The organism is Pseudoxanthomonas sp. USHLN014 (genome assembly GCF_037153335.1).
In the GTDB taxonomy this organism is placed as follows: domain Bacteria; phylum Pseudomonadota; class Gammaproteobacteria; order Xanthomonadales; family Xanthomonadaceae; genus Pseudoxanthomonas_A; species Pseudoxanthomonas_A winnipegensis.
This window is the reverse complement of the sequence record NZ_JBBCKO010000003.1, coordinates 454,196-477,493: the sequence shown is the minus strand read 5'-3', so window position 1 is coordinate 477,493 and position 23,298 is coordinate 454,196. Positions and strand designations below refer to the sequence as shown.

21 protein-coding genes are annotated in these 23,298 nt (G+C 69.7%); 10 read left to right on the top strand and 11 right to left on the bottom strand.

Features of this window, described 5'->3' with window-relative positions; translation table 11 throughout:
• Positions 1-84: 84 nt before the first annotated feature.
• From WFQ05_RS09025 to aceB, 4 genes are all read right to left on the bottom strand, one after another.
• Positions 85-1,086 (bottom strand): DUF2884 family protein, encoded by a 1,002-nt coding sequence (locus WFQ05_RS09025; RefSeq protein ID WP_337053520.1) that lies wholly within the window; start codon positions 1,084-1,086, stop codon positions 85-87.
• A gap of 354 nt (positions 1,087-1,440) precedes the next feature.
• Positions 1,441-1,812, bottom strand: coding sequence for a hypothetical protein (locus tag WFQ05_RS09020; RefSeq protein WP_130525160.1), 372 nt, complete (start codon positions 1,810-1,812; stop codon positions 1,441-1,443).
• Positions 1,813-2,064: 252 nt separating this feature from the next.
• Positions 2,065-3,396 carry an isocitrate lyase gene (gene aceA, locus WFQ05_RS09015; protein WP_337053518.1) on the bottom strand — a complete coding sequence of 444 codons (1,332 nt, stop codon included), beginning with the start codon at positions 3,394-3,396 and terminating at the stop codon, positions 2,065-2,067.
• A gap of 101 nt (positions 3,397-3,497) precedes the next feature.
• On the bottom strand, positions 3,498-5,132 hold the full coding sequence (gene aceB / locus WFQ05_RS09010; protein WP_337053517.1) for a malate synthase A: 1,635 nt from the start codon (positions 5,130-5,132) through the stop codon (positions 3,498-3,500).
• Between the two features lie 117 nt (positions 5,133-5,249).
• Here aceB and WFQ05_RS09005 point away from each other — a divergent pair, with 117 nt between their 5' ends.
• On the top strand, positions 5,250-6,212 hold the full coding sequence (locus WFQ05_RS09005) for a LysR family transcriptional regulator (RefSeq protein WP_130521732.1): 963 nt from the start codon (positions 5,250-5,252) through the stop codon (positions 6,210-6,212).
• Here the strand turns inward: WFQ05_RS09005 and WFQ05_RS09000 are convergent.
• Positions 6,142-6,966 carry a hypothetical protein gene (locus tag WFQ05_RS09000; RefSeq protein ID WP_337053516.1) on the bottom strand — a complete coding sequence of 275 codons (825 nt, stop codon included), beginning with the start codon at positions 6,964-6,966 and terminating at the stop codon, positions 6,142-6,144. The genes WFQ05_RS09005 and WFQ05_RS09000 overlap by 71 nt on opposite strands.
• A 105-nt stretch (positions 6,967-7,071) precedes the next feature.
• Complete coding sequence (locus WFQ05_RS08995; RefSeq protein ID WP_337053515.1) at positions 7,072-7,995, bottom strand: alpha/beta hydrolase; 924 nt, start codon at positions 7,993-7,995, stop codon at positions 7,072-7,074.
• An 89-nt stretch (positions 7,996-8,084) separates the two neighbouring features.
• On the opposite strand from WFQ05_RS08995, the gene WFQ05_RS08990 reads away from it, so the two are divergent.
• Positions 8,085-8,477, top strand: a complete 393-nt coding sequence (locus tag WFQ05_RS08990; protein WP_337053514.1) for a MerR family transcriptional regulator — start codon at positions 8,085-8,087, stop codon at positions 8,475-8,477.
• On the opposite strand, the gene rsgA is transcribed toward WFQ05_RS08990, so the two are convergent.
• The gene (gene rsgA / locus WFQ05_RS08985; protein ID WP_130521728.1) at positions 8,474-9,562 is read right to left on the bottom strand and encodes a ribosome small subunit-dependent GTPase A; all 1,089 of its coding nucleotides are present in this window, start codon (positions 9,560-9,562) and stop codon (positions 8,474-8,476) included. The two genes, WFQ05_RS08990 and rsgA, sit on opposite strands and share 4 nt — an antisense overlap.
• Before the next feature lie 139 nt (positions 9,563-9,701).
• On the opposite strand from rsgA, the gene WFQ05_RS08980 reads away from it, so the two are divergent.
• Genes WFQ05_RS08980 through WFQ05_RS08970 form a run of 3 tightly spaced genes read left to right on the top strand, consistent with a single transcriptional unit; the run spans position 9,702 to position 12,362 of the window.
• Positions 9,702-10,982: a pyridoxal phosphate-dependent aminotransferase gene (locus tag WFQ05_RS08980; RefSeq protein WP_337053512.1), complete on the top strand. Its 1,281-nt coding sequence runs from the start codon at positions 9,702-9,704 to the stop codon at positions 10,980-10,982.
• A 5-nt stretch (positions 10,983-10,987) separates the two neighbouring features.
• Positions 10,988-11,635 carry an SGNH/GDSL hydrolase family protein gene (locus WFQ05_RS08975; RefSeq protein WP_337053511.1) on the top strand — a complete coding sequence of 216 codons (648 nt, stop codon included), beginning with the start codon at positions 10,988-10,990 and terminating at the stop codon, positions 11,633-11,635.
• Between the two features lie 52 nt (positions 11,636-11,687).
• Positions 11,688-12,362 (top strand): class I SAM-dependent methyltransferase, encoded by a 675-nt coding sequence (locus tag WFQ05_RS08970; RefSeq protein ID WP_337053575.1) that lies wholly within the window; start codon positions 11,688-11,690, stop codon positions 12,360-12,362.
• Between the two features lie 72 nt (positions 12,363-12,434).
• Here the strand turns inward: WFQ05_RS08970 and WFQ05_RS08965 are convergent, their stop codons facing one another.
• Together WFQ05_RS08965 and WFQ05_RS08960 are read right to left on the bottom strand one after the other, a co-directional pair.
• The gene (locus WFQ05_RS08965; protein ID WP_337053510.1) at positions 12,435-14,609 is read right to left on the bottom strand and encodes a TonB-dependent siderophore receptor; all 2,175 of its coding nucleotides are present in this window, start codon (positions 14,607-14,609) and stop codon (positions 12,435-12,437) included.
• Between the two features lie 179 nt (positions 14,610-14,788).
• Positions 14,789-15,562 (bottom strand): polysaccharide deacetylase family protein, encoded by a 774-nt coding sequence (locus tag WFQ05_RS08960; protein ID WP_337053509.1) that lies wholly within the window; start codon positions 15,560-15,562, stop codon positions 14,789-14,791.
• 67 nt (positions 15,563-15,629) lie between these two features.
• Here WFQ05_RS08960 and grxD point away from each other — a divergent pair, with 67 nt between their 5' ends.
• The gene (gene grxD / locus WFQ05_RS08955) at positions 15,630-16,559 is read left to right on the top strand and encodes a Grx4 family monothiol glutaredoxin (protein WP_130535454.1); all 930 of its coding nucleotides are present in this window, start codon (positions 15,630-15,632) and stop codon (positions 16,557-16,559) included.
• Positions 16,560-16,897: 338 nt separating this feature from the next.
• On the opposite strand, the gene WFQ05_RS08950 is transcribed toward grxD, so the two are convergent.
• Entirely contained in the window at positions 16,898-17,452 is a 555-nt protein-coding gene (locus WFQ05_RS08950; protein ID WP_337053508.1) for a DUF924 family protein, read from the bottom strand.
• Positions 17,453-17,783: 331 nt separating this feature from the next.
• Here WFQ05_RS08950 and WFQ05_RS08945 point away from each other — a divergent pair, with 331 nt between their 5' ends.
• Together WFQ05_RS08945 and WFQ05_RS08940 are read left to right on the top strand one after the other, a co-directional pair.
• Entirely contained in the window at positions 17,784-18,728 is a 945-nt protein-coding gene (locus WFQ05_RS08945) for a DegV family protein (protein WP_337053507.1), read from the top strand.
• 63 nt (positions 18,729-18,791) lie between these two features.
• Complete coding sequence (locus WFQ05_RS08940) at positions 18,792-19,127, top strand: hypothetical protein (protein ID WP_130525173.1); 336 nt, start codon at positions 18,792-18,794, stop codon at positions 19,125-19,127.
• A gap of 139 nt (positions 19,128-19,266) precedes the next feature.
• Here WFQ05_RS08940 and WFQ05_RS08935 read toward each other — a convergent pair whose 3' ends face one another.
• Complete coding sequence (locus WFQ05_RS08935) at positions 19,267-20,184, bottom strand: DMT family transporter (protein ID WP_337053506.1); 918 nt, start codon at positions 20,182-20,184, stop codon at positions 19,267-19,269.
• Positions 20,185-20,286: 102 nt separating this feature from the next.
• On the opposite strand from WFQ05_RS08935, the gene WFQ05_RS08930 reads away from it, so the two are divergent.
• Positions 20,287-21,702 carry a PLP-dependent aminotransferase family protein gene (locus WFQ05_RS08930; RefSeq protein WP_337053505.1) on the top strand — a complete coding sequence of 472 codons (1,416 nt, stop codon included), beginning with the start codon at positions 20,287-20,289 and terminating at the stop codon, positions 21,700-21,702.
• Between the two features lie 330 nt (positions 21,703-22,032).
• Positions 22,033-23,178: a cyclopropane fatty acyl phospholipid synthase gene (gene cfa, locus WFQ05_RS08925; RefSeq protein WP_337053504.1), complete on the top strand. Its 1,146-nt coding sequence runs from the start codon at positions 22,033-22,035 to the stop codon at positions 23,176-23,178.
• The last annotated feature ends 120 nt before the right edge of the window (positions 23,179-23,298 follow it).

Sequence of the window (23,298 nt, the reverse complement as noted above, 5' to 3'; positions counted from 1 at the left end):
GTTGCGGTGGCATCAAACCCTGGCGTCAGGAGGGGTCCTCGAGAGAGCCCATCGCCGCCGTGGCGGCTCCCACAGGTCGCGCGGTCAAGGATGAGGGACGGCTCGGGGCTTGATGGTGGTGTCGCGCGGGGCGTCTTCGCGCGCGGCAGCGGGCTGCTTCGAGGTGGCATCCTCGCTGTGGTCCGGCGCGTCGCGCTTTTCGGCGTCTTCCGCCGCATCGGCGGCGGCGTGGCCCTCGATCGGCTCCAGCAGTTGGAGGGGCTTGCCCTCGTAGCGGAACTCCAGCGCGTCCTGCAGCGCGCGCAGCTGATCGACCTGGTCGCACAGCGCTTCGGCCTGGGCCTCGATGGCCTCGCTGCGCGTTTCGAGCTTATTGTCCAGTTCGCCGTACAAGTGGTCGGCGCGTTCTTCGATGGCTTCGCTGCGGCCGGTGAAGATCTGGAACAGCAGGTGCCGGGCGATGCTGCCCTTGAACGCCTCGGCCTGGTCTTCAACGTAGCGCTCGAAGTTGCCGCCGAAGGCGTCCTGCTCCCAACGGCCCTTGCCCAGCGTGCCATCCACATAGCCATGGGCCTGGGTGCGCATGCGCGCGATCTTGCGCGCGTTGAAGGAGCTGCCGGTCATGATCTCGATCACGCCGCCCAGCGCGTCGTAGCTGAGGTCGACCACCTCGTTGGCCAGCCCGGCCACCTTCGGCATCAGCGCGCGGGCCTGGCTTTCCATCTGCCACAGCCGCTTCGCATCGGCGGCGCTGACCGGGCGCAGCTTGCGGTCCACGCTCAGTTCGCCGCCGTGGAAGAAGATCTCGCGCGGCGAGCCGCTGTCGCGGTACAGCCAGATGCCGCCGCTGTCGGCCAGCACGTTGAAGTCGGTCCCCAGGCCGCACTGGCGTGAGGACACGTGCGGGCGGCGGTCGTGCCGGCCTTGCTGCGCAGGGTCGGACTGGGGCTTGTCGGCAGGCGTCTGCAGCACCTTCTCGGCAGAAGCCTGGGTCTGCGGCGCCTTGTCGGCGGGCGTATTCGCCTGCTGCGCCCAGGCAGCAGGCGCCAGGCACGCCAGCATTACCACCTGCCATCGCTTGCGCATCTTCTCGAACGTCCTGTCTGCCAACTGGCAGCCAGCTTCCGCGCGGCCGCCGGATGCAGGCGCGTGCCTGAAGTCACAAGGACCGATGGCGGGCGTGCTTGATGGGAGCAACTGTCTCTAAGGTCAAGCAGCGGCTTCCTTGTAGAGCGGAGCTTGTGGCAATCCCCTTCTGGGGACTCCGCTGCGTTTCGACCGGATCATCGGCAAGGCCCAGCGGAGCAAGCTCCGCTCTACAGGTGGGAACCGCCCTTGTGGCCTTCTTGGCCATTGCCGGCGAGGGGCTTTATTGGGAAAGCCCCATCGCCGCCATGGCGGCTCCCACCCGGATCATGTCGCCCCAGGCTGTGCCTCGGGTCAGGCGTCTTCGCCCATCGCCAGGACCAGCTGCAGGTCGTCGCGCTCGCCCTGGATGCGCAGCTGGCCCTGGGCTTCGCCGGCCAGTGCGCCGAGCCTGGCGCCGCAGTCGGCCAGGTCGGCCCACTTGAGCTGCCACACGAACGGCGTGGGACAGGCGCTGTCCAGCATCAGCCGGGAGACCGAGTCGGTCACCTCCAGGCTGACGTTGGGCACGCCGGGGATGGCATGGCGGCGACCGACCGCGTCGGGGCGCGGACTGGAGGCCAGGTGATCCAGCATGGAGGCCAGCATGGCGATGCCGGGGCGATCCCCGCGGAACATCAACGCATCCTGGCCGCGATAGCGGTTGTCGTGACGGGCTCGAAGCATGGCGCACCTTTCTCAGTGGGTGAACGACGCTGGTGGGTGTTCGATGACGCTGAAGCGATGCCGCGGGTGTTGCCAAAGCACCCGACGCCAGCGCGTGCAATGTCTTTGATCGAGGGCGGGGCCTCCCAGCCCGCGTCGCGCCAGACCCTCGCGCCCCTGCTCGCGAGGGTCGCCTGCGCAACGCCGCTCCTCTCAAGGTTCATCGCACGCGCCGGTGCCGGGCGCGTCCTGCCTGGATCAAGGCGCGAAAGCTCAGGCCGCCTTGTGTTCGTAGAACTGCTCCTCCTCGGTCGAGCCGGTCAGCGCGGTCACGCTGGAGCTGCCGCCCTGGATGACGGTGGTGACGTCGTCGAAGTAGCCGGCGCCGACTTCCTGCTGGTGGCTGACGAAGGTGTAGCCCTGCTCGCGGGCCTCGAACTCCGGCTGCTGCACCTGCTCGACGTAGTGCTTCATGCCCTGGCCGCGCGCGTAGTCGTGGGCGAACTTGAAAGTGTTGAACCAGTTGATGTGGATGCCGGCCAGGGTGATGAACTGGTACTTGTAGCCCAGCGCCGACAGCTCGTCCTGGAAGCGGGCGATGGTCGCGTCGTCCAGGTTCTTCTTCCAGTTGAACGAGGGCGAGCAGTTGTAGCTCAGCAGCTTGCCCGGGCTGGCCGCATGCACGGCCTGGGCGAACTCGCGGGCGAAGCCCAGGTCCGGGGTACCGGTCTCGCACCACACCAGGTCGGCGTGCGGCGCGTAGGCCACGCCGCGGCTGATGGCCTGTTCCAGGCCGTTCCTGACGCGGTAGAAGCCCTCGCTGGTGCGCTCGCCGTTGACGAAGGGCTTGTCGTTGGGATCGAAGTCGGAGGTCAGCAGGTTGGCGGCCTCCGCATCGGTGCGGGCCAGCACGATGGTCGGCACGCCCAGCACGTCGGCGGCCAGGCGCGCGGCCTGCAGCTTCTGGATCGCCTCCTGGGTGGGCACCAGCACCTTGCCGCCCATGTGGCCGCACTTCTTCACCGCCGCCAGCTGGTCCTCGAAGTGCACGCCCGCCGCGCCGGCGATGATCATGTTCTTCATCAGCTCGTAGGCGTTGAGCACGCCGCCGAAGCCGGCCTCGCCGTCGGCGACGATGGGCAGGAAGAAGTCGATCGCGTCCTTCTCTTCCAGCTTGCCGTCGCAGATGTTCTTCCACTGGATCTCATCGGCGCGCTGGAAGGTGTTGTTGATGCGGCGGACCATGGTCGGCACCGAGTCGTAGGCGTACAGCGACTGGTCGGGGTACATGGTCTCGGAGGTGTTGCCGTCGGCGGCCACCTGCCAGCCGGACAGGTAGACCGCCTCCAGGCCAGCCTTGGCCTGCTGCATCGCCTGGCCGGCGCTGATGGCGCCGAAGGCGTTGACATAGCCCTTCCTGGCCTCGCCGTTCACCAGCTTCCACAGCCGCTCGGCGCCGCGCTTGGCCAGGGTGTGCTCGGGCTGCACGCTGCCGCGCAGGCGGACCACGTCGGCGGCGCTGTAGTTGCGCTTGACGCCGCTCCAGCGCGGGTTGGTGTTCCAGTCCTTCTGCAGGGCGTCGATCTGTTCCTGGCGAGTGCTCATGGTGCTTCTCCGGTCGTTGACGGATGCCCGTCGAATGGGGTGCAAGCGGAATGCGTGTAAGGGCTGGATGGGCTTCTTCGATCCGAAGCCCAAACCCGGCTTCAATCGATCTGCGCGTAGGCCGGCAGGGTCAGGAACTCGGCCAGCGTGTCGCTGCGCGAGAGCTGGTCCAGCAGGGCGATGGCCTGCGGCACCTTGGTCGCGCCGGGCAGCGCGGCATCACCCAGGCGGGTGGGCAGGCGCTTGAGCGTGGTCTCCAGCAGCGCCAGGTCGATGGCGGTGCCGTCGTCCAGGTGCAGGCCGTCGGTGTGCAGCCACTGCCAGATCTGGGTGCGCGAGATCTCGGCGGTGGCCGCGTCCTCCATCAGCCAGTGGATCGGCACGCAGCCGTTGCCATCCAGCCAGGCGGCCAGGTAGCGCACGCAGACCTCGACATTGCCCTCGAACCCGGCGCGGGTGATGGTGCCGGTGGACGGGCGGATCAGGTCGTCGCGGCCGACGTGCACATCGGCGCGGGCCACGCCGTGCTGGTTGGGGCCGGGCATGTGCGCATCGAAGATCTCCATCGCCACCGGGATCAGCGCCGGGTGCGCGACCCAGGTGCCGTCGTGGCCGGCGGTGACCTCGCGCAGCTTGTCGGCGCGCACGCGGGCCATGGCCTGCTCGTTGGCCGCCGGATCGTTGTTGATCGGGATCTGCGCGGCCATGCCGCCCATCGCGTGCGCACCGCGCCGGTGGCAGGTCTGGATCAGCAGCTCCGAATAGGCCTTCAGGAACGGCTGGGTCATGGTGACCTGGCCGCGCTCGGGCAGCACGCGGTCGGGGTGGGCGCGGAAGGTCTTGATGTAGGAAAAGATGTAGTCCCAGCGGCCGCAGTTCAGGCCGACGATGCGGCTGCGCAGCGCGTACAGGATCTCGTGCATCTCGAAGGCCGCCGGCAGCGTCTCGATCAGCACGGTGACCTTCATCTGCCCCTGCGGCAGGCCCAGGGTCGCCTCGATGTGCGACAGCGCGGTCTCCCACAGCGCCGCCTCCTCCATCGACTGCAGCTTGGGCAGGTAGAAGTACGGGCCGCGGTCCCTGGCCTGCAGCGCGCGGGCGTTGTGGAAGGCGAAGGTGGCCACGTCGAACAGGCCGCCGGCGATCGGCGCGCCATCGACCAGCACGTGCTTCTCGTCCAGGTGCCAGCCGCGCGGACGCACGATCAGCACCGCCTGCTCGTCGGCGGGCTTGAGCGTGTAGCGCTTGCCCGGCTTGTCGCCGGCCGCCGGCGCCTGGAAGGTCAGATCGCCATCGACCGCGCCGATCAGCGCGCGCTGGCCGGTCAGCAGGTTGACCCAGGTCGGCGAGGTCGAGTCCTCGAAGTCGGCCATGAACACCTTGGCGCCGGAGTTCAGCGCGTTGATGACCATCTTCGGGTCGGTCGGGCCGGTGATCTCCACGCGACGGTCGGCCAGCGCGGCGGGAATCGGTGCCACGGTCCAGTCGCCCTGGCGGATCTGCGCGGTGTCAGCGCGGAAGTCCGGCAGGGCGCCGCCGTCGAACGCGGCCTGGCGGGCGGCGCGGGCGGCCAGGCGGGCCTGGCGCTCGGGCTCGATGGCCCGGTGCAGCGAGGTCAGCAGGCCCAGCAGGCCGGCCGGCAGCAGCGCGTCCTGGCCCGGGGCCCGGACCGTCAGCGCCAGGCCGGGCGTGGCGCCGCGGGCGGTGGGCGACAGGGCGAAGGCGGTGGCGGACATGGCGGTGTTCCTCGTCGTTTCAGCTGGGCCGCCACCGTGCTCCGGGGGTTAGTATTTGACAACTTAGTTTTATCAATTCAATTCATAAGTTCTGCTCATGAGAACGGATTCAGACCCATGCCAGCGAACGTAACCCCGCGTTTTTCCTACAAATCCGATCGACTCAAACCACTGCGCGCGTTCTGCCAGGTGGTGCGTCTGGGCTCGGTTTCGCGGGCGGCGGAGGCCTTGTTCGTCAGCCAGCCGGCCATTTCGCTGCAGCTGCAGGCGCTGGAACGGGAGTACGGGACGCGGCTGTTCGAGCGCAGCGGGCGACGCCTGACCCCCACCCGCGAGGGCCAGCTGCTGTACGAGATGGCCCAGCCGCTGGTCGAAGGGGTGGATTCGCTGGCCTCGGATTTCCGCCACAAGGTCAGCGGGCTGGACGCCGGCGAGCTGAACATCGCCGCCAACAGCTCGACCATCCTCTACCTGCTGCCGCGGATCGTGGACGCCTTCCGCCGCGAGCACCCCGAGGTGCGCCTGACCCTGCACAACGCCATCAGCGCCGACGGCACCGACCTGCTGCGCCAGGACGCGGTCGACCTGGCGGTGGGCTCGATGGTCGACGTCGCGGCCGACCTGAGCTACGAGCCGGTCTACCGCTTCGAGCCGATGCTGATCACCCCGCACGACCACCCGCTGGCGAAGAAGGACAAGGTGACCCTGGAGGACATCTCGCCCTACGGCCTGATCCTGCCGCCGCGCCGGCAGATCACCTACCGGCTGGTGGACCTGACCTTCCAGCAGGCGCGCGTGCCGTACACCGTCGCGCTGGAGGTCGGCGGCTGGGAGGTGATCAAGCAGTACGTGGCCATGGGCATGGGCCTGTCGATCGTCAGCTCGATCTGCCTGGGCGAGGCCGACCGCGGCCGCATCACCGCGCGCTCGCTGAGCGCATACTTCCCCTCGCGCAGCTATGGCGTGGTGGTGCGCAAGGGCAAGTATCTCTCGCCGCAGGCGCGGGCCTTCATCGCGCTGATCCGGCCGGACCTGTTCCACCCGCGCGACCACGACGAGAGCGGGCATTCGGAGCGCTGAGCGTCCGGCCGCCAAGTCCCTGCACGAGCAGCCCGGTCACCAGCAGCACCGCCAGCACCAGCGAGGCGCCGCCGGTGCCCAGCTCCAGGCCGCCATGGGCGGCCGGCTTGGTCAGCAGGTCGCCGAAGGTCGCACCGAACGGCCGAGTCATCACGAACGCGATCCAGAACAGCAGCACCCGGCTGACGGACGTGAAGCGGTAGGCCAGCGCCGTGGCGGCGATCACCGCCGCGATCAGCCCGGCGCTGGCGGCGAAGCCCAGGCCGGACGAATCGGCCAGAAAATCCCCCAGCGCCGTGCCCAGCGTGTTGCTGACCAGGATCGCCATCCAATAGAAGCCCTCAGCCCGGCGGCTGGCGATGCGCTGCACCGACAGATGCCCCTCGCTGTGGTACCAGGCGGCCAGCACCCCGCCCAGCAGCGCCACCAGCAGCAGCGCGCCGCGCAGATAGCCCAGCCCCAGCGTGCGGTCCAGGAAGTCCGACATCGCCGTGCCCGCGGTGCTGGTGGACAGGATCACCACCCAGTACAGCCCGCGATGGAAGCCGCGCGCCCGCAGCTGCGCCAGCAGGGTCAGCGCGAACAGGCCCAGCAGCAGCAAGGCCCCGGGCCCATAGCCCAGCCCGAGCGTCATGGTGAGCCAGTCGCCGCCGGTCTCGCCCAGCGTGGTCGCCAGGATCTTGAGGATCCAGAAGCCCAGCGTGACCGCGGCGACCTTGTTGGCGACCGCCGGCGGCGTTCCGTGTTCGGACATGTCCAGCCCTCGGCCTCGAGTAGGGCAGACACGGTCGCAGCCGCGCTGTCGGATTTCGGTCGCACCTCACGCCGTGGGCCAGCGGTCGCCGAGCTCAACCCCTCCTCAGTCTCGACCAGTCGAGCCGGACGCGGCCGAGCGGATGAACGCGAGCAGGTCACGATTGAAGCGGTCCGGTTCTTCCAGGAACGGCGCATGGCCGGACTCGGCGTAAAGCACGCTGCGGATCCGCGGATTGAGCCCTTTGGCGCGTGCGATGCTCGGCTCGGCCTTCACCAGCGCGTCGCGCGCGCCGTAGAGCAGCAGCACCGGGACCTTGGCCCGGCCCAACCCGCCGGCGGCGTCGACGGTCATCGACGGGACGGCTTTTTGCATCTCCCACGACGCCAGCGCCGCATTGGCGAGCAGCAGCGAGAAGGTGTCCGCATCCGGCTGCCGGTGGAAGCACAGCCGCAGGAAGGCGCGTTCGCCCTGCAGATGGGTCTTCAGGTCCGCGGCAACCATGTCGCGATAGACGTCCGGATGCGCCACGAGCTGCTCGGGCTTGAGCTCGATCACGCCATCGACATAGACCGCACCGCCGATGGCGTCGTCGCCGTAGGCGGCGAGGTAGTTCGAGATCACCGCACCGCCCAGCGACCAGCCGACGAGGACCGGCCTGCGCGCCTTCGTGGACGCGATGACCGCCGCCAGGTCGTCGGCCCACCGGCGCCCGTCCGTGTAGGCCGCGGTGTCGGTGGGCTTGCCGGACAGGCCGTGTCCTCGCAGGTCGTAGGTGATCAACCGATGGCGCTGCAGTTGGGGGTCGCGCAGTTGCTTGTCCCAGTTCAGCCGGCTGCCCAGCAGGCCGTGGATGAAGATGACCGGAGCGCCCTCGGGATCGCCGGATTCCTGCACGGCCAGCGCCACGCCGTCCGGCGCGGAGACGATGTACTGCCTGGTGGCGGCGAGCGCGGCCGGCGCGCCGATCAACAGCGCGAGCCCGACGATCAGCGCGCCGAGCGCGCGGTGAAGCCTGGACGAAAGCATGGCGAATCCTCATCGATGCCTGGGAGGCGCGCAGTCTCAAGCCTCACACTGATGTGAGAGTCAAGCGCGGCCTGTGCTAGCGTTCGCCCATGCCCAAGGCCCGTCCCCAAGCCAACCTGTCCATCGGTGAACTGGCCCGCGAGACGGGCGCCAGCCTGCGCTCGATCCGCCACTACGACGACCATCGGCTGCTGTCGTCGGTCCGCGCCGAGAACGGCTATCGCGTGTTCTCCGCCCTGGCCGTGACCCAGGTCCGGCAGATCCAGCGCCTGATCGGGGCAGGCTTCAGCCTGGCCGAGATCCGCGAGTTTCCCGATTGCATGCGGATGATCGAAGGCGCGGCGGCCTGCTCCGAGACGACCGAGGTGCAGCGCCGGCGACTGGCCTCGATCGAGCGGCAGATCGCCGAACTCGAGCAGCGACGCAGCCGACTGCGCCAGATGCTGGAAAAGGGACAGCAGGCGGATCGCGATCCGGTCTAGCGGCGGGACGGCTTCCCAGTGGGACGCCGCCCTGTCTTGCCCTGCTGCTCGGCCACGCGCTTGGCCAGCTTGGCCGCCGCGGTGGTCACCTCTTCCTGCAGCTTCAGGTAATTGGCCAGCCGGCCGGGATCGAGCTCGCCGGCCTCGATCGCCGCCTGCACCGCGCAGCCCGGTTCGCCCTGGTGGGCGCAGTTGCGGAACCGGCACTGCGCGGCCAGCGCCTCGATGTCGGCGAAACCGCCCTCGGCCAGGTCTTCCTCACCGGTGGGCTTGAGCTCGCGCATGCCGGGGGTGTCGATCAGGCAGGCGCCGGAGGGCAGCGGGATCAGCGCGCGGTGGGTCGTGGTATGGCGGCCGCGCGAATCGGTCTCGCGGACCGCGTTGGTCTTCATCTTCTCCACGCCCAGCAGCGTGTTGGTGAGCGTGGACTTGCCCGCGCCCGAGGAGCCCACCAGCACCGCCGTGCGGCCCGGCCCGAGCCAGCCGTGCAGCTGCGCCACGCTGGCCGCGTCCTTGGCGTTGACCGTGCGCAGCGGCACCTCCTGCGCGGCCAGGTCGGCGAGCACCTCGAGCGCGTCCTCGGCGTACTCGGTGCGGTCGGCCTTGGTCAGCACCACCACCGGCTGCACGCCCCCGCCGCCGACCAGCATCAGATAGCGCTCGATGCGGCGCGGGTTGAAGTCGGCGTCCAGCCCGCAGACGATGAAGACCACATCGATATTGGCCGCGATCACCTGCTGGTGGTAATGCTCACCGGCGGCGGCGCGCTTGATCGCCGTGCGCCGCGGCAGCAGGGCGACGATGCGCTTGTCTTCCTCCACCAGTACCCAGTCGCCCACCGCGGGGCGCTCGTGCGCGGGGAAGCGCGGGCGCTGCCAGTCCGGCAGGGACTCGGGCCGCAGCGTCTGCTCGGGCAGCAGTCCGCGCGCGACCACGTAGCCGGAGCGATGCTGCTCGATCACCCGCGCCGGCCGGGCGCCGGGATGGGCCTGGATCAGCGCCCGCCACGCCGGGTCCTCGGGCGCGCCAGGCCAGGGCCAGCCAATCCGCCGCAGGTCGGCATCGTCGAAGACAGCATCGGTCATGGCGGCGATTCTACGGGCTGGCCCGTCGGCGCCGCAGGCGAGCGGCCTGGCCGGCGGCCATGGTTTCCGCTGAAACGCCCGCAGCACGGGCCATCAGGCGTATGCTTTGGTCGTTTTTTCACCTCCACGCGCCAGTGCCATGTCCTCCGCTCCCGTCAAGCCCCTCGCCATCCGTGAACGCCTGTCCGAAGTCCGCTACGAGATCCGTGGCGAGCTGGCCCGGCGAGCCCGCGAGCTGGAGGCCCAGGGCCGCAAGCTGATCAAGCTCAACATCGGCAACCCCGGCGCGTTCGGTTTCCGCGCGCCCGAGCATCTGCAGCACGCGATCGCCGACGACATGGGCCGCACCGACCCCTACACCCACCAGCAGGGTCTGCCGGCCGCGCGCGAGGCGGTGGCCGCCTACTACGCGCGCCGCAACACGCCCGACGCGCATCCGGACCGGGTGTTCATCGGCAACGGCGTGTCCGAGCTGATCGACCTGTCGCTGCGCGCGCTGCTCAACCCGGGCGACGAGGTGCTGGTGCCCTCGCCCGACTATCCGCTGTGGTCGGCCGCGACCATCCTCAACGACGGCCGCCCGGTGTACTACCAGTGCGATGCCGCCAACGGCTTCCTGCCCGATCCGTCGGAGATCGAGACGCTGGTGTCCAGCCGCACCCGCGCCATCGTGCTGATCAACCCCAACAACCCCACCGGCGCGACCTACCCGCGCGAGCTGCTCAAGCGCATCGTCGCCATCGCCGCCAAGCATCAGCTGCTGCTGATGGTCGATGAGATCTACGACCAGATCCTCTATGACGGGGCCACCTTCGAGCCGCTGGCGCCGCTGGCCGGCGAGGTGCCGTGCATCACCTTCTCCGGCCTGTCCAAGGTGCATCGCGCCTGCGGCTGGCGCGTGGGCTGGGCGCTGCTGTCCGGCGACGCGCAGCGCATCACCCCGCTGCAGCACGCCATGGACCTGCTGGGCGCGCTGCGCCTGTGCGCCAACGTCCCGGGCCAGTACGCGGTGGAAGCGGCCATCAACGGCCCGGACACCATCAGCGCGCTCACCGCGCCGGGCGGCCGCCTGTACGAGACCCGCCGCGCGGTGGTCGAGGCCTGCACGGCCAGCGAACACCTCAAGCTGTGCGCGCCGGCCGGCGCGCTGTATGCGTTCCCTGCGGTTGTGGGCGATGCGGCCAAGGGCTTCGACGACTACGCATTCGCGTTGGAGCTGATGGAGGACGAGGGCGTGCTGGTGGTGCCGGGCTCGAGCTTCAACGTGCCCTACCGCAACCACTTCCGCGTCACCCTGCTGCCCGATGCGGTGGCCATGCGCGAGGTGTTCACGCGCATCGATCGTGCGCTGGCCAAGCGCGCGGAGGCGGCCACCAAGGTCGTGCCGCTCAAGCCCAAGTCGCGGCCGGCCGCGGCCTGACCGCCATGGCCGGCGTGCGCCCGGCGGCGGGCAGCATCGCGCCGCACGGCCTGCGCTATCTGGCGCTAGGCGATTCCTACACGATCGGCGAGGGCGTGGCCGACAGCGAGCGCTGGCCGGTGCAGCTGGCCCGCGCGCTTCGCGCCGACGGGCTGGGCGTGGACGATCCGCAGATCATCGCCACCACCGGCTGGACCACCGACGAGCTGCAGGCCGCGATCGATCGGGCCGCGCCGACGCCGGGCTTCGACCTGGTCACGCTGCTGATCGGGGTCAACAACCAGTATCGCGGTCGTCCGCTGGACGAGTACCTGCGACAGTTCCAGGGCCTGCTGGAGCACGCCATCGCGCTGGCCGGTGGGCGCGCGCGGCGCGTGGTGGTGCTGTCGATTCCGGACTGGAGCGTGACCCCGTTCGCGGCCGCCTCCGGGCGCGATGTCGCGCAGATCGCCGCGCAGATCGATGCGTTCAACCGCGAGGCCCGGCTCGCCTGCCAGCGCCGGCACGTGGCGTTCGTGGATGTCACCACCGTCAGTCGCCAGCAGGGGGCCGAAGCTGCGATGCTGGTCGGCGACGGCCTGCATCCCTCCGGCGCGATGTATCGGCTGTGGATGCAGCGCGCGTTTCCCGCCGCCCGGGATGCGCTAGCCTAGCGCGCTCCCGCCCCTGCGCCGAAGGATCGACGTGAGCGAAGCCACCCGTCCCATGCCGCCTCAGCAAGCGTTGGCCATCGCCCGCGCCTTCCTGCCACGCCGGCCCTGGGGCAATCGTCACGACTACTACTACACGCGCATCAAGCTGCGCACCGATCCGCTTTATCCCGGCGTGCTGGCCGCGCTGCGCGAGGCGCCCGGCCCGGTGCTGGACCTGGGCTGCGGCCTGGGCCTGCTGGCGCACGCGCTGCGCGCGGACGGACAGCCGCGCCGCTACTACGGCGTGGACATCGACGCGGACAAGATCGCGCGCGCCGGCCGGATCGCGCGACGCAACGGCCTGCACGACGCCCGCTTCGAGGTGGTCGACCTGGCCGCGCGCTGGCCCGAGCACCGCGGCAACGTGTGCATCCTGGACATGCTGCAGTACCTGCCCGAACACGTGCAGGCCGGCATGCTGCAGCACGCCGCGCGCATGCTCGCGCCGGACAGCAAGCTGGTGATCCGCAGCGCGCTGGGCGACGACAGCGGGCGTGGCCGCACCTCCAGGATCACCGACCTGATGGCGCACTTCACCGGCTGGATGCAGGAAGTGCCCAAGCGCTATCCCACGCGCGAAAGCCTGGAGCACCACCTGACCAGCGCCGGCCTGAGCGCCAGCTTCGTCCCGCTGTACGGCAACACGCCGTTCAACAACTGGCTGATCGTGGCCCAGCGCCGCGGTTGAGCCGGCCTGGGCGCGCTGCGCGCGCCAGGCCCGTCCACGCGGACGGCGAGGTCCGCACGCGATGCCGGCCGCTCAGAACCGCCAGGACAGGGTCAGCTCCACATCGCGCGGATCGCCGTAGATCCACTGGGTCTGATAGGTGACGTTCGCGTAGTAGTGCCGGTCGAACAGATTGCGCACATTGAGCTGCGCCGAAAGCGCCTGGTTGATCTCGTAGCGGGCCATCAGGCTGGCCAGCAGCACGCTGCCCTGCTCCAGCCGCAGCGTGTTGCCCTGCGGACCGACACCGCGCTCGTAGAACGACGACTGCCAGTTGAATCCACCGCCGACCCGCCAGGGGCCGGTCTGCCAGGTGGTGAACACGGTGGCCTCGCGGCGCGGGCTGGTCGGGCTGACGTCCTTGCCTTGCGCGTCGTCGGCATCGAACTGCGCCCAGCCGAAGCTGATGCGCCATTGCTCGGACAGCTCGCCATCGAGCTGGAACTCCACGCCCTGGCTGACCGTGCCGTCGGCGGCGCGATAGGCCTGATCGGTGGTGCCCGGCACCCGTTGGCCTGGATCGGCCACGGCGAAGTTGTCCTGCTCGATGCGGAACAGGGTCAGCCCGGCGTTGAGCCGCCCGCCGAAGTACTCGCCCTTGGCGCCGATCTCGTAGTTGTTGCCTTCCAGCGGTTCCAGGTAGCGGCCGTTGCGGTCGCGGTTGTTCTGCGGATTGAAGATGCTGGTGTAGCTGGCATACAGCGAATGATGCGCGTCCAGGTCGTAGATCAGGCCGGCATACGGCGTGGTGCGGCCGCGCTTGGCGTAGGAGCTGGCCGGCGCCAGCCGGTCGGTGTTCTTCCAGTCGCTGATGCGGGCGCCGACGATGGCCTTCAGGTCGTCGGTCAGGTTGAAGCGGCCAGCGGCATAGACGCCGACCTGGCGGACGTCGTTCTCGCTGCCCTTCTGCAGCGGCGTCCAGGCCGGCTGCGGCATGGTACCGGTCCAGGCGTAGACGCTTTCGGCCACCAGCGGTTGCAGCGGCAGGTTGTACCAGCTGCGCACATTGCGATCGGTCCAGGTCGCGCCCGCGACGATCTCGTGCTCGCGCCCCCACCAGGTCAGCGGCAGGCTGACGTAGGCATCGAGGCTGTCCTGCCTTGTGTAGGTGGGGTAATCCCCGCCGTAAATGCTGTCCAGGCCCAAACCGGTGATCCGGTCCGGATAACCGTAGTAGCCGTACAGCACCGACTTCCAGTCGGTCTCGAAGCGCTGGTGCGAATACTCCACGTGCAGCTGCGCCCCGCCTTCGAAGCGATGGATCAGCCCGGCGAACGCGTTGGTGGTGTCGGCCACACCGCGCGCCCAGCGCGGGGTAAACGAATCCGAGCGCGAGAAGTGGGTGCGCGTGCCATCGCTGAACCAGGCCGGCACGCCGCCCCAGGTGGTGCCCCGGCCGTCGTTGCGCTGCTTGCTGACACCGGCGTAGCCGTGGGTGGCATCGCTGAAGTCCGCATCGACGATGCCGTACAGCAGGCCGGAGGTCTTGCTGTAGTAGTCGCGGAACGAATCCTTGTCCTCGTAGCTGGCCACCACGCGGCCGCGGACGTTGCCGGCCGCGTTCAACGGCGACTGCACATCGACGCTGCCGCGATAGCGATCCCAGCTTCCGGCGGAAAGGCTGGCATTGCCCGTGAACACATCGCTGTTGGCATGCTTGCGCACCAGGTCGATGGACGCCGCCGGGCTGCCGGCGCCGGTGGTCAGGCCATTGGCGCCGCGGACGATCTCCACGCGGTCGTAGATGGCCAGGTTCTGCTGCACATCGCCGGTGTATTGGGTCGGGATGCCGTCGACCCGGTAATAGTCGATCTCGAACCCACGCGCGCTGATGTAGGTACGCTCGGTATCCCAGGTCGGCGAATTGAAGCCGGCAACCGCGTCGGTGACGTCCTGGAAGGTATGCAGGTCGCGATCGATGATCTGCTGCTGGCTGATCACCACCACCGACTGCGGCGTCTCGCGCAGCGACAGCGCCAGCTTGGCCGAACTGCGCGCGAGATCGGCGGTGTAGGAGTCGCTGCCTTCGGTGGCGTCGCCACGATGGCCCTCCACCTTGAGGCGATCCAGATCGACTGCTTGTTGGGAAACGGATTGGGCGGCCACCAGAAGCGGCCAGGCGCAGGCCATGGCCAGCAGCGAACGGGACAGCGAACGTACGGAAACGACCTGCGCAGCGAGGCGCGCAGGGCAGCAGCGATGGGACATCGTCGAGAGCCTCGGGACCGGTGGGAGATGCCGTCGTGGACGGCAGCTGGCTGGGCATCGGGCCTTGTAGGCAAGTCGCCGCCGGTCGCTGGCTTCAGCGCGGCATGGTCCGCTCGCGTTAAAACGCTGTCAAGAATGCTTGCCGGCGCAACCGAGTCGCTCTTGGTAGCAACGTGCGATCAAGGAAGTTCGGCACGCAGGCTGCGCGCGCGCAGCGCTTCCAGCACGCGCCGCAGGATCTCCACGTTGTGGCCGTGCGTGGCGCCTTCGTGCAGCAGGACGATGGCGCCGGGCTTGAGGTCGGGGACAAGGCGCGCCAGCACCTGGTCGGGCGTGCAGCGCACGCCGTCGAAGCCGCGCGCGCTCCAGGCCACGCGGGTCAGGCCGTGGCGGGCAAGCACCGGTGCGATGAAGGGATTGGTGTGGCCGACCACCGAGCGGAACCAGCGCGGCGGCGCGCCGGCCAGTTCGGTCAGGCTGCGCTGGTTGGCGGCGATCTCGCGTTCGAGCGTGGCCGGCCCCAGCCGCCAGAACGCGGCCTGAGGATGGCTGTCGCTGTGGTTGCCCAGGCCGTGGCCGCGGCGGACGATCTCGCGCACCAGCTCGGGTCGGGCGCGGGCGCGCTCGCCGACGACGAAGAAGGTGGCCTTGGCGCCGTGGGCATCCAGCAGGTCCAGCATCGGCCGGGTGTCGTCGGAGGGGCCGTCGTCGATGGTCAGCCAGACCCGGGGCTGCGCGCCGGGCAGGCGCACCAGCGCCGGGCAGAACAGCTGCGAGCGCGGGTGGAAGGTGGACCACAGCACCGCGCCATGGCTGACCAGCAGCACGGTCAGGCCCAGCGGCCAGCCGACCAGCCACCACAGCGCCAGGGCGACTACTTGTGACAGCGCCAGCAGCCCCAACCTGAAGTAGGGCCTGGGCGTGGCGCGATGCTGCGTTGCTTCGGGCTCCATCCCGCGCATCATGCCACGCGGGTAAAATTCCTCTCCTTTCTTGTCGTCCAACCCGCCGGTAGCCCTCATGTCCCTCGATCCCGCCCTGCGTTCGCGCATCGATTCCCTGCTGCAGTCCAACCGCGTGGTGCTGTTCATGAAGGGCCAGCCGACCATGCCGCAGTGCGGCTTCTCGGCCAAGGCGGTCGGCGCGCTGTCCACGCTGGGCGTGGACTACGCCCACGTCAACGTGCTGGCCGACCAGGAGATCCGCGAGGGCATCAAGGTCTATGGCGACTGGCCGACGATCCCCCAGCTGTACGTCGATGGCGAGCTGGTCGGCGGCAGCGACATCATCGAGCAGATGACCAACTCCGGCGAACTGGCCGCGCTGCTTGGCGTGGCCGCGCCCGACCGCACCCCGCCGTCGATCACCGTGACCCCGGCCGCGGCCGAGATGCTGGCCAATGCCGTGGCCGACGCCGGCGGCAGCGCGGCGCTGGTGCTGTCCATCGACGCGCAGTTCCAGCCGAACTTCCAGCTGGGCCCATTCGACGCCAACGCCATCGCCGCCGAGTCCAACGGCGTGCGCATCCAGTTCGACCTGGCCAGCGCGCGCCGCGCCGAAGGCATCACCATCGACTGGGTCGACGACATCCGCGGCAAGGGCCTGGCCATCGACAACCCGAACGCGCCGCGCCCGGTCAATCAGCTCTCGGTGACCGAGGCCGCCGCCAAGGTCGCCGCCGGCGAGCTGCTGCTGGTGGATGTGCGTCCGGCCGACGAGCGCGCCATCGCCTCGGTCAACGTGCCGTTCAAGACCTTCGACGGCAACGGCCGTGCCGAGCTGGAGGCCCTGCCCAAGGACACGCAGCTCGCGTTCCTGTGCCACGCCGGCGGGCGCAGCCACCAGGCCGCCGAACAGTTCCGCGTGCTCGGCTTCTCCAACGTGCACAACGTGGCCGGCGGCATCGAGGCCTGGTCCAACGACGTCGATCCGAGCGTGCCGCGCTACTGATCCGTACGCGCGCATGGCCCACACGACACGCCCCGCTTGGGGCGTGTTGTCGTTTGGGTGAATCGATTCAAGGGAGCGGTCCTCGCCCCCTTCTGTAGAGCGGAGCTTGCTCCGCTGCTTTTCGGTCGGATCGCGGGGAAGGCCCAGCGGAGCAAGCTCCGCTCTACAAGGCGTTTCGGTCGGATCGCGGGGAAGGCCCAGCGGAGCGAGCTCCGCTCTACAAGGCGTTTCGGTCGGATCATGGAAAAGCCCCAGCGGAGCGAGCTCCGCTCTACAAGGGGCCGCGACGTGATTGGGAGAGACGGTTGCTCGCAAGGCCCACAAGGCCACTCCCGAGACTAGAAGCCACCGCCTGCGTCCAGCCAGGCCTGTTCCTCGGGCGTGCTGGTGCGGCCCAGCGCGGCGTTGCGATGCGGGAAGCGGCCGAAGCGCGCGATCACGGCCTGATGCGCATGCGCGAACTCCAGATGCTTGGCGTCGCCCAGCGACTCGAACAGCGCCACCGCCCGCGCCTGCAGCGCCGCGTCCTCGGCATGGCTGAAGGGCAGATAGAAGAACGGCCGCAGCGCCAGCTCGGTGGCCTGGTCATGGCCGGCATCCAGCGCGCGCGCGGCGTAGGCCAGGGCCAGGCCGTCGGTGGCGAAGGCATGGCCGCTGTCGCGCCAGGCGTTGCGCGGAAACTGGTCCAGCAGCACCAACAGCGCCAGCGCGCCTTCGGCGTTGTGCAGCCAGTCCTCGTGCTCACCGCGCGCGGCGGCGTGGTGATCGGCCAGGAACTGGGTGCGGAAGTTGGCGTCGAACGATTCGTTCTTCGCAAACCAGCGCTCCGGCCCGGCCTGGCGCCAGAACTCCACCACTTCCTGCTGCCGGCTCGGCTTGCGCTTCACCGGCATGCGCGGCGCCTCACCTGACCTGCCTCGCCTGCCTGCTTGCGCCTGGACATGCCGCCTGCCTCAACGGGATGGATGGAACGGCGAGCATAAGAAGCGGGGATGAACGGGACGTGCAAACCCGCCGCGCCCGCCCGGTTGGCTGACAAGGCCGTCATGCGTCGCCTGGCAGCCGCTGGGGTTCGACAAGTGCGAAACGTCCTGCAATTTTGCCGTGACCGGATCGTCCACAATGCGCGCCGGGAGGGCGCCGCCACGGATCGACGTGACGCGCCGCAACATCATCACAAGACCTGGCAACACGGCTCACGCCGGCTTTCGAAGGGGAAAGCGCATGCGGATCGGGATCGTGGTGGACTCGGCGTGCGATCTGCCCGCCGACTTCATCCGTCAACACAACCTCGTCGTCCTGCCAATCACGGTGCGCATCGGCGATGCCATCCTGGCCGACCATCGCGACGAGGAGGCCACGCTGGAGTTCCTGCGCACGCATGTGGCCGAGCGCGGCCACGAGGCGGAGACCATGCCGTTCTCGGTGGTGCAGATCCGCGACCTGTTCCTGCAGCGGCTGGCGATCGACTACGACCACGTGTTCTGCCTGACCATCTCGCGCCTGCGCAGCCAGATCCACGACAACGCGATGCAGGCGAGCTTCGCGATCCTCAACGACTACAAGCCGATCCGCCAGGCGGCCGGGCACACCTCGCCCTTCGCCCTGCGCGTGATCGACACGCTCAACGTGTTCGCAGGCCAGGGCGTGGCCGCGATCGAGGCCGTGCGGCTGCGCGATGCCGGCGAGAGCGTGGCCAGGATCCGCACCTCGCTGGAGGCGCTGGCCGAGAACACCTACGGCTACATGATTCCGCGCGATCTCTACTACCTGCGCGCCCGCGCCCGCACCAAGGGCGACCGCAGCGTGGGCCTGCTCAGCGCCGCCCTGGGCAGCGCGCTGGACATCAAGCCGGTGCTGCGCGCCTACCGCGGCGTGACCGAGCCGGTGGCCAAGCTCAAGGGCTTCGAGCCCTCGGCGCAGAAGCTGTTCGAGTTCACCGGGCAAAAGGTGCGCGAGGGACTGCTGACGCCGGTGGTCAACCTGGGCTATGGCGGCGAACTGGCCGAGCTGCACGCCCTGCCCGGCCATGCGCGCCTGCGCCAGACCTGCGAGGAACACGGAGTGCGGCTGTACGAGTCGGTGATGAGCCTGACCGGCATGGTCAACGTGGGCAAGGGCGCGCTGGGCGTGGGCTTCGCCGCGCCGCCGCACATCTTCTCGGCCTGAACACGGGGCGCTGACGCGCGCCGTCCTAGGCTGCGCCTCAATGCCACCGCGGAGGGAACACCCATGACGACCTATTACATCGCCCTGCCTGACCCCGACAAGGCGCGCGGGCCGGAGCCGGAGTTCAGCTTCACCTCCAGCAGCGCCGAGGGCTATGCGCAGCAGCTGCAGGATGCGCTGCGCACCGACGTGCTGTTCGCCCGCTGGCGCGACGCGCAGGACGAGCCGGACCAGGTGCCGCCCTCGCTGGGCGCGGTCGACCCGGCCGCGCATGTGCAGGGCAAGATCGACGACCTACACATCGACCTGGTGGTGGACACAAGCCTGCCGAGCGAGGTACTCAAGCATCGCCTGGGCCTGCTGGCCGGCAGCGGCTGGCGGCTGCACGACGTGCGCTGATGGCGCACCGCCAAGGCTGCGAGAGGCCGCGCCATGCGCGGCCTTTCTTTTTCCTGGGGCGGGCGCCACTGGAACCGCCAACAGGAATCCGTCGTTCCCGCGAACGCGGGAACGACGGTTGAAGCATTGCCGACGGCGTTTACCGGACTGCATCCAACGGCTCCGCGCGGCGCGAAGGCAGCCGCCACTTCAGGTTGACGCCCAGCGTGCCGAGGATGATCAGCGCCACGCCGAGCAGCTGCACGGCATCCAGCCGGTGCCCGTAGAGCGCGTAGTCCAGCACCAGCGTCACCAGCGGATAGACGAAGGCGATCACCGCGATGGTCGCCACCGACAGGTGCCGGTAGGCCGAGTAGAACAGCACATACACGATGCCGCTGTGGATCACGCCCAGGCCGACCAGCCAGGCCCAGTGCATGCCCAAGTGCAGTGCGGTGCCGGAGGAGAAGCCCGCCAGCATCACCGAGCCGACGCAGCACTGGATGGTGACCACCGCGAACGGCCGCTGGCGCCCGACGCTGCGCGACATCAGCAGGGACGCACCGCAAAGCACCGCCCCTAACAGGGTCAGCCCGATGCCGGCCAGGTATCCGGCATCGACATGCTGCAGCAGCCGCAGCGGATCGGCCGAACACACCACGCCGACGAACGCCAGCGCGGTCCAGCCCCAATCCGCCGGCCGCGTGCGCTCGCCCAGCAGCAGCGCCGCCAGGATCAGCATCACGAACGGGAAGAAGTGATAGACCAGCGTGGCCACGCCGATCGACGAGCGCGCCATGCCGGCGAACAGCGCCACCCAGTTGAGCACCAGCAGCACCCCGGAGATCACCGCACCGCGCAGCAGCACGCGGTCGCGCAGCACGCCGCGCAGATGACCGCGCGCGAGGCCCCAGGCCAGCAGGAACACCGCGCCGAACAGGCAGCGGTAGAACACGGCGGTCACCGGGTCCTGCCCGCTCTCGTGCACGAACACACCGACCGAGCCGATCAGCACCTCGGCGATCAGCAGCTGCCACAGCGCGGTGCGCGACGCGGCGGGAGAAGAGGCAGGCGACATGACGGCGGCTTCGCGGCAGGAGGAGAGCGGACAGGCTAGGCCGGCCACGCGCGGCAATACAGATTCAGTTAACCTCGAAGTTGACCAATACAGATCCGCCCCATGCTGCTCTACGAAACCATCGCCGACGGCCTGCGCCGGCAGATCGCCCAGGGCACGCTGCGCGCGGGCGAGCGCCTGCCGTCGGTGCGGCAGCTCGCGCAGGCACACCAGATCAGCGCGGCCACCGCCGTCCAGGCCTGCCTGCAGCTGGAGCGCGAAGGCCTGGTGCAGGCGCGCCCGCGTTCGGGCTACTTCGTCCATGCCGCGCCCTCCGCGCTGCCCGCGCTGCCGACGCCGCGCCGGCGCGCGCCCGGCGAAGTGGCCAACCCTGCGCTGCAGCGGCTGCTGGAGCTCACGCAGCGCCCGGGCCTGTTCCCGCTGCACGCGGCGGTGGCCGACCATTCCCTGCTGCCGCAGGCGTCCCTGAGCGTCGCCCTCGTCCGCACCACGCGGCGGCGACCCACCGCCGCGCTGGAATACGCCCCGCCGCAGGGCGACCCGGCGCTGCGCCGGCAGATCGCGCTGCGTTACGAACAGACCGGCACGCCGATGCAGGCCGATGAGGTCGTAGTGACCGCCGGGGCGACCGAGGCGCTCAGCCTGGCCTTGCGCGTGGCCACCTCGCCCGGCGATGTGGTCCTGGTCGAGACGCCGACCTATTACGGCATCCTGCAGACGGTCGCCGCGTTGGGATTGAAGGTGCTGGAAGTACCCAACCGGTTGGGCGTGGGCATCGATGTGGCGCGGCTGGACCGTGTGCTGCAGCAGACCGCGGTGCGCGCGGCGATCCTGGTGCCCAACTTCAGCAATCCCAGCGGCAGCCTGACCTGCGATGCAGACAAGCAGGCGCTGCTGGCCAGCTGCGCGCGGCATGGCACCGTGGTGATCGAGGATGATGTGTATGGCGAGCTGGCCTGGTCGGGCCAGCGCCCGCTGCCGCTGCGTCACTGGGACACCGGCGGCAACGTCATCACCTGCGGCTCGTTCTCCAAGACGCTGGCGCCTGGGCTGCGCGTGGGCTGGCTGGCCGGCGCCGCCTGGACCGAGGCGCTGGGCCGGGCCAAGTATTTCTCCAGCTCCAGCAATGCCAGCCTGCCGCAGCTGGCGGTGGGCGATTACCTGGCGCGCCACGGGCTGGAGCGCCACCTGCGGCGCCTGCGGCGCGCCGTGGCCGACAACGGCCAGCGCATGCGCGATGCCGTCGCCCGCTACTGGCCCGCCGGCACCCGCTGCAGCGCGCCGGCCGGCGGGCTGTCGCTGTGGCTGCAGCTGCCCGCCGGCGGCGACGGCCTGGCGCTGTTCGACGCCGCGCTGGCCGCCGGCATCGGCATCTCGCCCGGCGTGCTGTTCTCCAGCCGCGGCGACTACGGCGACTGCGTGCGCCTGAGCTGCGGCATGCCGTGGGATGCGCGCCTGGACCAGGCGATGCGCCAGCTCGGCAGGCTGGCGGCCAGACAGACCGCTTCGGCGCGCTGAAGCAGGGGGCCGCGAGGCCAGCCGAGCGCAGGTCGGCCGCGACGCGTTGGCACGCATCCAGCCCGAACCCTGCGCTCACCCGCGCTGCAACCCGCCGCCGGAACGCAGCGTTGAACCGGCCGCGCCGCCATGTCCACGACATGACCACGCCGTCAGGCGCACGCTAGGCGTTCCTGACGCGACGCGCGTGCGGGGCGCCGACACTGCCGGCGCCCGCGCCCGCCACCGCGCCATTCGGTCCGTGTCCTGACGACGCGGGATCGCCAGGGCCCGCGGCCCGACGTCCACGCCTGCCACGCGCGAACCCGAAGTTCTCGTGGAGATGCGTGCATGCTCACCTTCGATAGCGGTCAGGCCCCCGTCCAGCGCCACGACGCGCTCTACGACAAGCTGGCCGCACTGCTGCAAGCGGCGGACGTCAGGCTGGATGGCCACCGCCCCTGGGACCTGCGCCTGCTGCACCCGGACGTGCCGGCGCGCGTGTTCGCCCAGGGCAACCTGGGCCTGGGCGAGGCCTACATGGACGGTCACTGGGAATGCGACCGGCTGGACGAACTCTTCCACCGCGTGCTGCGCGCCGACCTGCCGCGCCAGGTCCGGCCGCTGCAGCTGCTGGGTCATCACCTGCGCGCCCGCCTGCTCAACCTGCAGACCGCACGCCGCGCCTGGCAGGTCGGCGAGGCGCACTACGATCTGGGCAACGACTTCTACGCGGCCATGCTCGACGCGCGCATGACCTACACCTGCGGCTACTGGGAGCACGCGCAGACGCTGGATGAGGCGCAGGAAGCCAAGCTCGACCTGGTCTGCCGCAAGCTGGGCCTGCAGCCAGGCATGCGCGTGCTGGACATCGGCTGCGGCTGGGGCAGCTTCATGGCCTATGCCGCGCAGCATTACGGCGTGGAATGCGTCGGGGTGACCATCTCGCGCGAACAGGCGGCCTGGGTCCAGCAGCGCTATCCGGATCTGCCGATCGAAGTGCGGCTGCAGGACTACCGCGATCTGGACGGGCGCTTCGACCGCATCGCCAGCATCGGCATGTTCGAGCATGTCGGCCATCGCAACTACGCCACCTTCATGGAGGTGGCGGCGCGCTGCCTGGCGCCGGATGGCCTGTTCCTGCTGCACACCATCGGCAAGACCGTGGCCGGCGCGACCGATCCGTGGACGCATCGCTACATCTTCCCCAACGGCGAGATCCCGACGCTGCAGCAGATCGGTACCGCCTGCGAGGCCCGGTTCGTGATCGAGGATGTGCACAACTTCGGCGCCGACTACGACCGCACCCTGATGGCCTGGCATGCCAACTTCGCCCGCGCCTGGCCGCGCTTCGCCGAGACGCTGGGCGAGCGCTTCGGCCGCATGTGGCGCTACTACCTGCTGTCCTGCGCCGGCGCCTTCCGCGCGCGCGACCTGCAGCTGTGGCAGCTGGTGCTGTCCGCGCGCGGCCTGGAGGGCGGCTACCGGCGGCCGTAGGCAAGCATGGTGATGCGTTGCCGACCGTCGTCTGGCTGCGCTAGGCTAGCGCGCGATTTTCGACAGGCTGACGCCTGCCGCGTAAGCGTTCACGTCAACCAACGCGCACCCCGTCCCTCT

What these genes read in the sequence shown, in the direction of transcription:
- grxD (WP_130535454.1), top strand. Translation starts at nt 15,630, where the DNA reads ATGTCCCTCGATCCCGCCCTGCGTTCGCGCATCGATTCCCTGCTGCAG.
- WFQ05_RS08990 (WP_337053514.1), top strand. Translation starts at nt 8,085, where the DNA reads ATGCCCAAGGCCCGTCCCCAAGCCAACCTGTCCATCGGTGAACTGGCC.
- cfa (WP_337053504.1), top strand. Translation starts at nt 22,033, where the DNA reads ATGCTCACCTTCGATAGCGGTCAGGCCCCCGTCCAGCGCCACGACGCG.
- WFQ05_RS08930 (WP_337053505.1), top strand. Translation starts at nt 20,287, where the DNA reads ATGCTGCTCTACGAAACCATCGCCGACGGCCTGCGCCGGCAGATCGCC.
- WFQ05_RS08960 (WP_337053509.1), bottom strand. Translation starts at nt 15,562, where the DNA reads ATGGAGCCCGAAGCAACGCAGCATCGCGCCACGCCCAGGCCCTACTTC.
- WFQ05_RS08945 (WP_337053507.1), top strand. Translation starts at nt 17,784, where the DNA reads ATGCGGATCGGGATCGTGGTGGACTCGGCGTGCGATCTGCCCGCCGAC.
- WFQ05_RS09020 (WP_130525160.1), bottom strand. Translation starts at nt 1,812, where the DNA reads ATGCTTCGAGCCCGTCACGACAACCGCTATCGCGGCCAGGATGCGTTG.
- WFQ05_RS08980 (WP_337053512.1), top strand. Translation starts at nt 9,702, where the DNA reads ATGTCCTCCGCTCCCGTCAAGCCCCTCGCCATCCGTGAACGCCTGTCC.
- aceB (WP_337053517.1), bottom strand. Translation starts at nt 5,132, where the DNA reads ATGTCCGCCACCGCCTTCGCCCTGTCGCCCACCGCCCGCGGCGCCACG.
- WFQ05_RS08940 (WP_130525173.1), top strand. Translation starts at nt 18,792, where the DNA reads ATGACGACCTATTACATCGCCCTGCCTGACCCCGACAAGGCGCGCGGG.
- WFQ05_RS08995 (WP_337053515.1), bottom strand. Translation starts at nt 7,995, where the DNA reads ATGCTTTCGTCCAGGCTTCACCGCGCGCTCGGCGCGCTGATCGTCGGG.
- aceA (WP_337053518.1), bottom strand. Translation starts at nt 3,396, where the DNA reads ATGAGCACTCGCCAGGAACAGATCGACGCCCTGCAGAAGGACTGGAAC.
- WFQ05_RS08965 (WP_337053510.1), bottom strand. Translation starts at nt 14,609, where the DNA reads ATGTCCCATCGCTGCTGCCCTGCGCGCCTCGCTGCGCAGGTCGTTTCC.
- WFQ05_RS08935 (WP_337053506.1), bottom strand. Translation starts at nt 20,184, where the DNA reads ATGTCGCCTGCCTCTTCTCCCGCCGCGTCGCGCACCGCGCTGTGGCAG.
- WFQ05_RS09005 (WP_130521732.1), top strand. Translation starts at nt 5,250, where the DNA reads ATGCCAGCGAACGTAACCCCGCGTTTTTCCTACAAATCCGATCGACTC.
- rsgA (WP_130521728.1), bottom strand. Translation starts at nt 9,562, where the DNA reads ATGACCGATGCTGTCTTCGACGATGCCGACCTGCGGCGGATTGGCTGG.
- WFQ05_RS08975 (WP_337053511.1), top strand. Translation starts at nt 10,988, where the DNA reads ATGGCCGGCGTGCGCCCGGCGGCGGGCAGCATCGCGCCGCACGGCCTG.
- WFQ05_RS09000 (WP_337053516.1), bottom strand. Translation starts at nt 6,966, where the DNA reads ATGTCCGAACACGGAACGCCGCCGGCGGTCGCCAACAAGGTCGCCGCG.
- WFQ05_RS09025 (WP_337053520.1), bottom strand. Translation starts at nt 1,086, where the DNA reads ATGCGCAAGCGATGGCAGGTGGTAATGCTGGCGTGCCTGGCGCCTGCT.
- WFQ05_RS08970 (WP_337053575.1), top strand. Translation starts at nt 11,688, where the DNA reads ATGCCGCCTCAGCAAGCGTTGGCCATCGCCCGCGCCTTCCTGCCACGC.
- WFQ05_RS08950 (WP_337053508.1), bottom strand. Translation starts at nt 17,452, where the DNA reads ATGCCGGTGAAGCGCAAGCCGAGCCGGCAGCAGGAAGTGGTGGAGTTC.